The sequence below is a fragment of the Streptomyces sp. NPDC041200 genome, from assembly GCF_055591805.1.
This window is the reverse complement of record NZ_JBVIZF010000091.1, coordinates 1-9,649: the sequence shown is the minus strand read 5'-3', so window position 1 is coordinate 9,649 and position 9,649 is coordinate 1. Positions and strand designations below refer to the sequence as shown.

Sequence of the window (9,649 nt, the reverse complement as noted above, 5' to 3'; positions counted from 1 at the left end):
CAAGGCGGGTGTCGACGGCACGACGCTCCGGCAGACGGCCCAATCGGCGCTGGAGCTGATCCCCAGGGCGGACGCACCGTACGTGCGGCACTGACATTCCCCCCCTTCTCGTCCAACGACGGACACGCCGCGGCGGACATAAGCAAAATGTGTAGTTTGACTGTGTCGAAGAGCTCGCCGCCTCTCACCGGGAGTCCCTATGCGTGCCATCCAGATCACCCAGTTCGGAAAGCCGGAGGACGTCGTACGCGTCGTCGATCTCCAGGAGCCGAACGCTCCCGGCGCCGGCGAGGTCAAGGTCGCGGTCGAGTTCTCACCGCTGAACCTGCACGACCTCAAGGTCGTCAGGGGCGAGCTCGGGCGGCCACCGCTCCCGCTGGTCCTCGGCAACGAGGGTGTCGGCCGGGTTGTCGAGGCGGGCCCCGGCGTCGACACGCTCGCGGCGGGCGATCTGGTGGTTCTGCCGCTGTTCGCCGGTGCCTGGCGCGAGCGGCTGCTGCTGCCCGCCGACGGGCTGTTCCGACTGCCGGAAGGCAGCGTCGAGCAGTTCTCGATGCTGGGCAGCAATCCGCCCACGGCCGGTCTGATCCTGAGCGAGTACGCCGACCTGAGGCCCGGGGACTGGATCGTGCAGAACGCCGCGAACTCCGGCGTCGGACGTTCCCTGATCGCCCTGGCAAAGGCCCGCGGATTCCGGACGATCAACTTCGTCCGGGACGAGTCCGTGTTCGCCGAACTGACCGCGGCCGGCGCGGACATCGTCCGCCTCGACGGCGCGACGGCGGTCGAAGAGGTTCGCAAGGCGATCGGCGATGCCCGGGTCGGGCTCGCCGTCGACTCGGTGGGCGGCGACGCTCCCGCCCGCCTGCTCGACCTGCTGTCCGAGGGCGGTGCGCTCGTCAGCTACGCCTCGGCGACCGGGCAGCCGATGTCCGTCGACGCACTGACCCTGATCGGCAAGCGCGCGACGGTACACGGATTCTTCGCCGGCCATTTCGACTACGCGACAAAGGTGCTCCCCGTCATCCGCGAGGCCGCGCCCCTGGTCGCGAGCGGAGCCCTGTTCGTTCCGCCAGGCGCCGTGTTCGACCTCGATGACATCCATACGGCGATCGAGCAGGTCGTCCGCGGCGGAAAGACCCTGCTCAAGGTGGCCCGGTCATGACGATCTCCGGAGGAACTCGCACCGTCGCGGGTCCCGCGGACGCGAGCCGAGCCGTAGCAGGGCGTTCGAAGCGGCATCAGGGCCATTCCGCCGGGGACGATGACAACCCGGCGCCTGGCCTGACCTGCCGGAACTCTCCAGACCACCGCGTGCACGCCAGCAACGCGCGCCACGGGTTTCCAGCGTGTGGGATGTAGATCCACTGATCAATAGTGCTCACCCTCGCCAGGCAAACCGCCGCTCATTCGCGAGGTCGGTGAGGGGCAGCCCCTGCCACGAGAGAAGTATCGAGATGCCCGAACTGTCCTACGAAGTCCTCGTCTCTGACAGCGTTCCCCGGAAGATCGATCTTCAGCTGCCGAACGGCGACGGGATCGTGTCCTCGCCGATCTCATCCACCCTGATCACCGGAGAACGCGACGCGGTCCTGGTGGACCCGCCGCTGACTCACACCCAGATCGCGCAGGTCGCCGAGGGCTTGGCGCGCTCAGGAAAGCGTCTGGCGTTCGTCTACGTCACCCACGGCCACCCCGACCACTGGTTCGGCACCGCGACGCTGCTGGAACGGTTCGGCGACGCCGACAGCGTGGTGTACGCCACCGAGGGCACCATCCGGCAGATGCGCAGCCAACTGGAGAGCAAGGACAAGGGGTTCGCGAAGACCTTCCCCGGGTCCCGGAGAACACCCCGGTCCTCGCCGTGCCCGTGCCGACCGAGGGATTCCGGCTGGAGGGCCGAGTTCTCCGGGCCGTCGAGACCGGTCACACCGACACCGACGACTCCAGCGTCCTGCACGTGCCGTCGATCGGTCTCGTCGTCGCCGGGGACGTGGTCTACAACGGCGTGCACCTGATGATGTTCGAAGGCGGTGACGGCGGCCTTCAGGCGTGGTTGGACGGCATCGACCGGCTCGCCGCACTCGATCCGCGCCACGTGGTCGCCGGCCACAAGAAGGCAGACCTGCCCGACGACCCGAAGATCCTGGACGAGACCCGGCAGTACCTGCGCGACGCGATCCGGCTCCTGGCCGGCAAGCCGGAGCCCCTGGAGTTCTTCGAGGAGATGTCGAAGCTCCACGGTGACCGGCTCAACCCGGGACCCCTTTGGTACAGCGCCCTGGGCCTGCTCGCCTGAGCCACGCCGGGTCGCCACCCCGCGAAGACAGGCGCATCACCTCGACGAAATACGGAGGTTGCCGACATGGCCACCCGCATGAAGATCGCGATCCTCGACGACTATCAGAACGTCGCGAGGAGCCTGGCCGACTGGGGGTCGCTCGTTGCCGAGGTCGTCGTTTTCACCGAGCCGTTCGCCGATGCCGACGAGGTGGTCCGTAGCCTCGCCGGGTTCGACGTGCTCGTGGCCATGCGGGAGCGCACGCGATTCCCGGCCGAGGTCCTGGAGCGGCTGCCCGACCTTCGGCTCCTGGTCAGCACCGGCCCGGCCAATGCCGCCATCGACCTTACGGCCGCCCACAGACTCGGCATCACGGTGTGCGGGACCCGCTATGAGTCCCACGCCACCATCGAGCACACCTGGGCGCTGATCCTCGGTGCCACGAGAAACCTGGTCGTCGAGGCGGAGTCGATGCGCGCCGGCGGCTGGCAGGTATCGGTCGGCGAGGGGCTGCACGGCAGGACTCTCGGCATTCTGGGCCTCGGTCGCGTCGGCTCCGGAGTGGCACGGATCGGACAGGCCTTCGGAATGGACACCATCGCATGGAGTCGGAACCTGACCCCCGAAACCGCCGCCGAGCACGGCGTGCGGGCGGTGACGAAGGAGCGACTCTTCACCGAAAGCGATGTGCTCTCGATCCACGTACAGCTCAGCAAGCGAACACGCGGGCTGGTCGGCGCGGCGGAACTCCGGTCGATGAAGCCCTCGGCCGTCCTGGTCAACACCTCACGCGGACCGGTCGTCGACGAGGTCGCCCTGATCGACGTCCTGCGTGAGGGCGCGATCCGAGCAGCCGCCCTCGACGTGTACGACACCGAGCCGCTACCCGCGGACCACCCGTTGCGGGCGCTGCCGAACGCGCTGCTCACGGGGCACGTCGGATACGTGAACCGCGACTTGTACGAGATTTTCTATCAGGACTCCGTCGAGGACATCGCCGCGTTCCAGGCGGGTTCTCCCGTGCGGCTGATGAAGTAGGAGCCGAAGATGACGACCCGACCGACTCACACACCGCCTCTCTCCCATGTGACGGCGACGCGGTTCGTCACGGCGAACGGGATTCGGTACGCCTACCGGCGCTTCGGCGCCGAGACCGGCACACCGCTGGTGTTCGTGCAGCATTTCCGTGGCGGCATGGATCACTGGGATCCTGCGGTGACGGACGGACTGGCCGCGAACCGTCCGGTCATTCTGTTCGACAACACAGGCGTCGCAAGCTCCAGTGGCCAGACCCCGGACACCGTGGAAGCGCAGGCCGATGACGCGGCGGCGTCATCCAGGCGCTGGGCCTGACCCGCGTCGACATCCTCGGCTTCTCCATCGGCGGCTATGTCGCGCAGGCCCTCGCACTCCGCCACCGCGAACTGGTCCGCAGGCTCGTTCTCGCCGGCACCAAGCCCCGAGCCGGCGACGATACGGACCGGCACCCCGACGTGAATGATGTCGCCACCCGGCATGAAGTGCTGACCCTCGACGACTTCCGGTTCCTCTTCTTCGAACCCACACCGACCAGCCAGGCCGCCGGTGAAAGGTTCTGGGAGCGTCGCCACCAGCGCACCACCGACGTGGACCCGCCGACGTCCCGGCAGACCATGCAGGCGCAGACGGGCCTGACCGCCACGTCACACCCCGAACCTGCGCAGGTACGGGACCGGGCCGTCCGGTCGGCGGCCCGACCACGACCGCCCTGACCACCGAGAGCGGCAGGACACCCTCCCAGCTGAGAAGACGTATCCCAGCGACACCATCGCCACGGATGTGCAGCCCGGCGATGGCGGTCTCAGCCCACCCGCGGCTCTCATCGCACTCCATGCCTCATCATCCACGCGGCCAAGGGTGGATCCACCAGGACACTCCGGGCCCGCTCCGAGCGCGATCAGACCATGATCAAGTGCTTAGCGCTAACGGCTGTACCGATGTTCCCCAAGGCCGGCGAGTCCCGTAAGTTCACGCAAACTGAAGGGTTCTCGGTGGGAACTCAAGGGTCCGTCGTCGTGCTCTGCGGAGTTGCTTCCGTGGGTTCGGGGCCAACTCGCGACCTTGCCGTTCCTGGTCCCCTGGACCGGCAAGACGCCGAGCGGCCCCCTGCTCGAACGCAGCGAAGCGGAGTTGAGAGCTTGGGGGCGGGGCAGCCTCGGGTCGCTGCTGTACCGGCGGGCGCTGGGCGAGGCCGTCGCCACGGCGCTGGCGGTACGCGACGGCGCGCCGTCGACCGGCCCCGCACCCACGTACGCGCAGGTGCAGGCCCTCGTCGACGGGCCCGGCGTCACGTGCCGGTGAGCTTGTCGAGGTCGGGGGCGTAGACGGTCATCCAGTGCGGGTTCAGCCGGTAGTAGACGACCTCGCGGTTCCAGTCGAAGCCGTCGTCGTCGCCGTAGAAGTCCTTCAAGTAGGCGAGGAGTTCCTGCCAGTCGGCCGTGCTCTCGGCGTCCTCGGGGTTCAGCTCCTCCACCGTGCCGTGGGTGAACACGCCGAGGTCCTCGCCGCGCATGTGCGCGACGCTGGCGGCCGGACGGGCCGCGAGATGACGGGCCTTGGCGGCGTTGCGCGCCGTGCCGAAGTGCCACCGGCCGTGCAGGAAGTGCCCGTCGGCGCCGCTGATCCGCGGTTCGCCCTTTGCGGTCACCGTGGAGAGGGCGAGCGTGCACATGCCGGTGAGGACCCCGGTGAGCTGCGCCGCCGTGATGGTGCGGCCCTCGACGATCGAGCGGAGGTGTGCGGTCGAGCCGGAGAGGGAGGAGTCGAGGAGGGACTGGAGCTTGTTGAGTTCTTCTGGGGTTTCGCGCATACGTCCATCGTCGGCCGTAAACCCGACACCGTCTGTCGTCATTGATGAAGCAGCGGTGAGGTTGCTCCGCGCGGGCGGGCAGCTAAGTTCGGCATGGAAAAGAACGCCGAAGCCGTCCGGCGGCAAGTACAGGACCAAGGTGCCGTCGAGCACGGTCACTGGATGCGCCAAGAACGCCTCAACACCTACGAGAGCTTTCTTGAAGCCTGGGATGAGTGCCTGCGCCTCTCCCAAGGATCTGCTGAAGCCGACTCCAAGTCGCGTCAATCCGGGCCAAGTTCTCTTCCCGAGGGCGATGCCGAGTGCTCGGCTGCCTGTTCCAGTAGTGCCCGTGCGGAGTCCGCGTAGCGCATCGCAGTCTTCTCGTCGAGCCCGAACACCTCGGCGAGGTGAAGCGGATCGGGCCCGTGGGTCAGCGCCTCTTCGAGCTGCCGGTCGACGCGGAGCCGCTCCAGCGTCGCGTCCTGGCTGCGCATCGAGGAGCTGATCCAGTGGTTGCTGGCGCGGCTAGTCTTGGTGGCGGTCTGGTTGTTGATCAGCAGATGGAGGTTCGCGGTGCTCGGCCACCGGTTTCGCCGGTGCTCCAGCCAGTCCAGCAGCAGTTTCAGGGTGAGGTCGTCGAGCGGGCGGACGCGTCCGGCGATGGTCAGCCGTCGGTTGCCGAGGTCGACGTCGTCGAGCATGAGCATGCCGATCTGGGCGACCCGGGCGGCGTGCACCGCGGCGAGGGCGAGGATGAGTCGTGTTGCCGGGGTGGTGGCCGCCGCGACGGACCGGCCGACCTGGGCGGGGACCAGCGGCTGGAGCACGCCGCACTCGTACTGGCCGACCTTGATCCGGCTGGTCGGGTTGCGGAAAAGCAGCCCATTCCGCTTGGCCCAGGAGAACAGCGAGCGCAGGGCCACGAGTTGGTCACGCCGGTGGTGGCCGTGCAGTGTCTTAATGTAGGTCCGGACGTCGTCGCGGGTCACTTCCCGCAGGTGGTCATAGCGGTCCGACCATTCCAGCAGGGCCGGCCGGACACGGTTGAGGTAGAGCCAGACCGTGCCTTCCCGTCGCGGGAGGCTGCGGGGGCCTGTGCCGCTCGAAAAGTCATCGCCGCAGGTGAGCGGGATGCGGTCCGTCGGCTGGGATCACGTCCTCCGTGATCGTGTCCTTGCTGTACAACGTGCCCCGGAGGCTGCTGACCATCAGTTCTCATGCGTCGCGGGACGGCGAAGGACGCGGAACTTTTGGTGCTGCGGCACGGGAACGCGGTCCTGCGTCGCCAGCTGGCCGGACCGGTCCGCTACGAGCGCGCCGACCGGTTCTGGTTCGCCGCCCTGTCCGCGCTGATACCCCGACGCCACTGGCGCGAGCTGTTCCCTGTCACCCCCGGGCACTCTGCTGGTCTGGCACCGCAGGTTCATCGCCGCGAAATGGGACTACACCGCGCGCCGACGCACCGGACGCCCACCCACCCGGACAGAGATCAAGAAGCTCGTCCTACGGCTGGCCAGGGAGAACCCGAGGTGGGGACACCGGTGGATCCATGGTGAGTTGACCCGACTCGGGGATCGGATCGCCGCCTCGACGGTCTGGGAGATCCTGCATGCCGCGGGCGTCGATCCGGCGCCACGTCGCCGAGGTCCCACCTGGCGCGAGTTCCTGACCGTGCAAGCCGAGGGCATCATCGCGGCAGACTTCTTTCACATCGACACCGCCCTCGGCAGGCGGTTGTATGCGCTGGTGTTCCTTGAGCACGGCACCCGGCGGCTGCGCATCACCGGGGTCACCGCCCGCCCGACATGGAACTGGGCGGTGCAACAGGCGAGGAATCTCACCGCCGACCTGGGCATACAGGCAGGGTCCCTGCGCTTTCTGCTGCGCGACCGCGATGGCAAGTACGGCGAGGTGTTCGACGCCGTCTTCCAAGCAGAGGAGATCGAGATCCTCAAAAGTGCGCCACAAGCTCCCCGCATGAACGCACACTGCGAACGCATCATCGGCAGCATCCGACGCGAAGCCCTCGACCATGTCCTGATCATGACCGAGGCCCATGCCCGCCACGTTCTCGCGGCTTACGAGCGGCACTACAACCAGCACCGACCTCACCAAGCCCGCAACCAGCTCCCACCCGGCGCTCACGAACAACCCGCCGCAGCGCATGACCTCCACACCCCCAAAGTCGAGCGCACCCGGATCCTCGGCGGCCTCATCAACGATTACAGATACGCGGCATGACGTGCAGCGATGACTTTTCGAGCGGCACAGGGGAGGTGTGACGGGCATCGTTGCGTGGGGTCGTCTTGGGTTGTTCGGGTCGGCGGGGAGCCGTGTCAGCCTCGCTCCCACAGCGGCAGCCGGAACATGGCGTAGGTGAACTTGCCGCTGATGCGTCCTGCGGTGTCGAAGTGGAACACGTCCACGCCGTGCCATTGCATGCGGCCGCCGTAGCGTGCACGGGCGAACAGGCGCAGTGGCAGCGGCGCACGGCGGCCAAACTCTCCGCGCATGTCGAGCCGGCAGGCCCAGCGGATCGTGGCGCGGCGGTTCGGCTCGTCGACGATCTTGTCGTACACCCCGAAGTGCATGGCGCCGTACCGCCCGGCGAAGTGCGGCTCGAACTCTTTGCGGATCGCCGCTGTGCCGCGCCGCTCCGGCAGGTGGCCGGGCAGGTACACGGCGTCGTCGGCGAAGAAGGACATGACCTTGCCGAGATCGGGACTCGGCTCGTTGAAGGCAGCAACGAAGTCGTCAATGGTCTGACTGAGGTTGGTCGAGGTGGCGGAGATGGTCTTTCACTCCCAGAGCGCGATGGGGCTGGCGGATGCCGGGGACAGTAACAGAACGTCAGTTCCTTAACAAGAGATGGGTGTTCTGATAGCTCTGGACTAGGATGAATGCTCATGTCAGCGCCATTCCAGCGGGCTCGACGCCCTGATCAGAAGGACCAGCGCCGTGAGGCCATCCTCACCGCCGCTCGGGAGCTCGCCGAGCGCTCCGGCGTGGCCAGGGTCAGCCTGCAGGACATCGCCACTGTGGTCGGACTCGCCAAGTCCAACGTGTTGCGCTACTTCGGTACGCGTGAGGAGATCTACCTGCACCTGATGATGAGCGCAGGCTCTGAGTGGGCGAGCGAGGTAAATGCCCGGTTGCAGGAGGTGAGCGGGACCGAGGCGACGGCGGGCGTTCTCGCGGACGCCTTCGTGGACCGGCCGCTCTACTGCGATCTGACCACGTATGCGGAGACGATGCTCGAGCACAACGTGTCCGTGGAGGTACTGAAGGTCTTCAAAAGGTGGGCCATCGACACCTACTGGGCGATCGGCCAGCGCATCTCCGTCGCCTGCCCCGAACTGGCCCCCGCCGACGGCGCCGCGCTGGTGATGACGGCCAGCGCTTTCGTGGCGAAGCTGTTTCCCATCACCCGCCCGCCTGAGGCGCTGCGTGAACTGTATGCGCGCGAGCCGGAGATTGCGGGGGCGTTCCCGCCGTTCCGCCCGACACTGAAGCGTATGGTGGCGGCCACTGCAGCCGGCCTGCCCCTGGTGGCGCGTTAGGGGGCGGCTTGAAATGAGGCTCAACCTCGGGAATGGACACCGAGTTTCATGCGCTGTTCGGCGAATGTCACCGTCGGGCAGTCGGGACTGAGGCACTTGGATCTGCGTACGACCAGCCGGATCGCGACCGGCGTGGATCCGATGGCGCGTCCGCCAGGCGCCGCTCGTACCGGTCGTGCACGCGCCACGACAGCGAACTGCACCGCGGGCACCTCGCCACGTCGGTCCGGGCCCGCGTGCAAAACGTGACCACACCTTCGTCTCGCGAGATCGACTCCCCCTGAGGGTGTCAATATTCCGACCAGGCTGCTGAGCTGGGCGTTTCCTGTGGATGGTGAGGCAGTCTGGGTGGCAGGATGTGGTACCCGTTGAGCAGTCCGCCAAGTACTTGGCGGCGCCTAACCGTGGCAGCGGGCATGGGGATGACGTTCGGGTCGTCGTCGGGTGCCCGTAGGCCGAGGCTGCGGTGGGCCCGTCCCGCGTTGTAGTGCTCGGCGTACTGGTTGAGGACGGTGCGCAGGTGTCGTTCGCTGGTGATCAGGAGTCGGTCGGTGCACTCGGTACGGGCTGTGCGTATCCATCGTTCGGCGAATGCGTTGGACCGTGGGCTTTGTGGCGGAGTCGGGATGACGGCTGTGCCGTTGCCGGCGAGGACGGCGTCGAACGCGGCGGTGAACTTGCTGTCCCGGTCACGGATGAGGAACCGGAAGCACCCAGCCCTGTCGCCGAGGTCCATGAGCAGATTGCGGGCGAGCTGGGTGGCCCATGCGCCGGTAGGGCGTGCGGTGACGCCCAGGACATGGACGCGCCGGGTGGCGATCTCCATGACGAAGAAGACATAGAGGCGCTTGAGGAAGACGGTCTCCACGTGCATGAAGTCGCAGGCGAGCAGCGTGTGGGCCTGGGCTTGGAGGAAGGTGCGCCAGGTCTGCTGGGATGCGCGTTGTGGTGCGGGCGGCAGGCCGGAGCGGCGCAGGA

The 9,649-nt window shown here is 67.4% G+C and carries 12 protein-coding genes and 1 pseudogene; 9 read left to right on the top strand and 4 right to left on the bottom strand.

The window, feature by feature from the left end:
* Positions 1 to 199 precede the first annotated feature (199 nt).
* The 7 genes and pseudogenes from ACZ6CL_RS42470 (at position 200) to ACZ6CL_RS42440 (ending at position 4,621) form a co-directional block, all read left to right on the top strand.
* A complete protein-coding gene (locus ACZ6CL_RS42470) occupies positions 200 to 1,165 on the top strand; it encodes a zinc-dependent alcohol dehydrogenase family protein (RefSeq protein ID WP_468946822.1) in 966 nt (321 codons plus the stop codon).
* A gap of 292 nt (positions 1,166 to 1,457) precedes the next feature.
* Positions 1,458 to 1,712, top strand: a pseudogene (locus tag ACZ6CL_RS42465) (MBL fold metallo-hydrolase); the annotation flags it as partial.
* 152 nt (positions 1,713 to 1,864) lie between these two features.
* Positions 1,865 to 2,299 (top strand): MBL fold metallo-hydrolase, encoded by a 435-nt coding sequence (locus ACZ6CL_RS42460; protein ID WP_468946829.1) that lies wholly within the window; start codon positions 1,865 to 1,867, stop codon positions 2,297 to 2,299.
* 66 nt (positions 2,300 to 2,365) lie between these two features.
* A complete protein-coding gene (locus tag ACZ6CL_RS42455) occupies positions 2,366 to 3,319 on the top strand; it encodes a D-2-hydroxyacid dehydrogenase family protein (protein WP_468946819.1) in 954 nt (317 codons plus the stop codon).
* 9 nt (positions 3,320 to 3,328) lie between these two features.
* The gene (locus ACZ6CL_RS42450; protein WP_468946817.1) at positions 3,329 to 3,634 is read left to right on the top strand and encodes an alpha/beta fold hydrolase; all 306 of its coding nucleotides are present in this window, start codon (positions 3,329 to 3,331) and stop codon (positions 3,632 to 3,634) included.
* Positions 3,616 to 4,032, top strand: coding sequence for an alpha/beta hydrolase (locus ACZ6CL_RS42445; RefSeq protein ID WP_468946826.1), 417 nt, complete (start codon positions 3,616 to 3,618; stop codon positions 4,030 to 4,032). The genes ACZ6CL_RS42450 and ACZ6CL_RS42445 overlap by 19 nt, the downstream gene beginning before the upstream one ends.
* A gap of 349 nt (positions 4,033 to 4,381) precedes the next feature.
* Complete coding sequence (locus tag ACZ6CL_RS42440; protein WP_351636105.1) at positions 4,382 to 4,621, top strand: hypothetical protein; 240 nt, start codon at positions 4,382 to 4,384, stop codon at positions 4,619 to 4,621.
* On the opposite strand, the gene ACZ6CL_RS42435 is transcribed toward ACZ6CL_RS42440, so the two are convergent.
* Both ACZ6CL_RS42435 and ACZ6CL_RS42430 read right to left on the bottom strand, forming a co-directional pair.
* Complete coding sequence (locus tag ACZ6CL_RS42435; protein ID WP_468946814.1) at positions 4,608 to 5,129, bottom strand: pyridoxamine 5'-phosphate oxidase family protein; 522 nt, start codon at positions 5,127 to 5,129, stop codon at positions 4,608 to 4,610. The genes ACZ6CL_RS42440 and ACZ6CL_RS42435 overlap by 14 nt on opposite strands.
* Positions 5,130 to 5,392: 263 nt before the next feature.
* Positions 5,393 to 6,100 (bottom strand): hypothetical protein, encoded by a 708-nt coding sequence (locus tag ACZ6CL_RS42430; protein ID WP_468946811.1) that lies wholly within the window; start codon positions 6,098 to 6,100, stop codon positions 5,393 to 5,395.
* Positions 6,101 to 6,668: 568 nt separating this feature from the next.
* On the opposite strand from ACZ6CL_RS42430, the gene ACZ6CL_RS42425 reads away from it, so the two are divergent.
* Positions 6,669 to 7,352 (top strand): integrase core domain-containing protein, encoded by a 684-nt coding sequence (locus ACZ6CL_RS42425; protein WP_468946808.1) that lies wholly within the window; start codon positions 6,669 to 6,671, stop codon positions 7,350 to 7,352.
* 95 nt (positions 7,353 to 7,447) lie between these two features.
* Here ACZ6CL_RS42425 and ACZ6CL_RS42420 read toward each other — a convergent pair whose 3' ends face one another.
* On the bottom strand, positions 7,448 to 7,870 hold the full coding sequence (locus ACZ6CL_RS42420) for a YybH family protein (protein WP_468946824.1): 423 nt from the start codon (positions 7,868 to 7,870) through the stop codon (positions 7,448 to 7,450).
* 147 nt (positions 7,871 to 8,017) lie between these two features.
* On the opposite strand from ACZ6CL_RS42420, the gene ACZ6CL_RS42415 reads away from it, so the two are divergent.
* A complete protein-coding gene (locus tag ACZ6CL_RS42415) occupies positions 8,018 to 8,671 on the top strand; it encodes a TetR/AcrR family transcriptional regulator (RefSeq protein WP_468946805.1) in 654 nt (217 codons plus the stop codon).
* A gap of 289 nt (positions 8,672 to 8,960) precedes the next feature.
* Here the strand turns inward: ACZ6CL_RS42415 and ACZ6CL_RS42410 are convergent.
* On the bottom strand, positions 8,961 to 9,649 hold a 689-nt coding region (locus ACZ6CL_RS42410), incomplete at its 5' end, for an integrase core domain-containing protein (RefSeq protein WP_468946803.1).

Bases quoted from the DNA above. Each gene is read 5' to 3' on its own strand.
- ACZ6CL_RS42415 (WP_468946805.1), top strand. From the start codon at position 8,018: ATGTCAGCGCCATTCCAGCGGGCTCGACGCCCTGATCAGAAGGACCAG.
- ACZ6CL_RS42450 (WP_468946817.1), top strand. From the start codon at position 3,329: ATGACGACCCGACCGACTCACACACCGCCTCTCTCCCATGTGACGGCG.
- ACZ6CL_RS42435 (WP_468946814.1), bottom strand. From the start codon at position 5,129: ATGCGCGAAACCCCAGAAGAACTCAACAAGCTCCAGTCCCTCCTCGAC.
- ACZ6CL_RS42470 (WP_468946822.1), top strand. From the start codon at position 200: ATGCGTGCCATCCAGATCACCCAGTTCGGAAAGCCGGAGGACGTCGTA.
- ACZ6CL_RS42455 (WP_468946819.1), top strand. From the start codon at position 2,366: ATGGCCACCCGCATGAAGATCGCGATCCTCGACGACTATCAGAACGTC.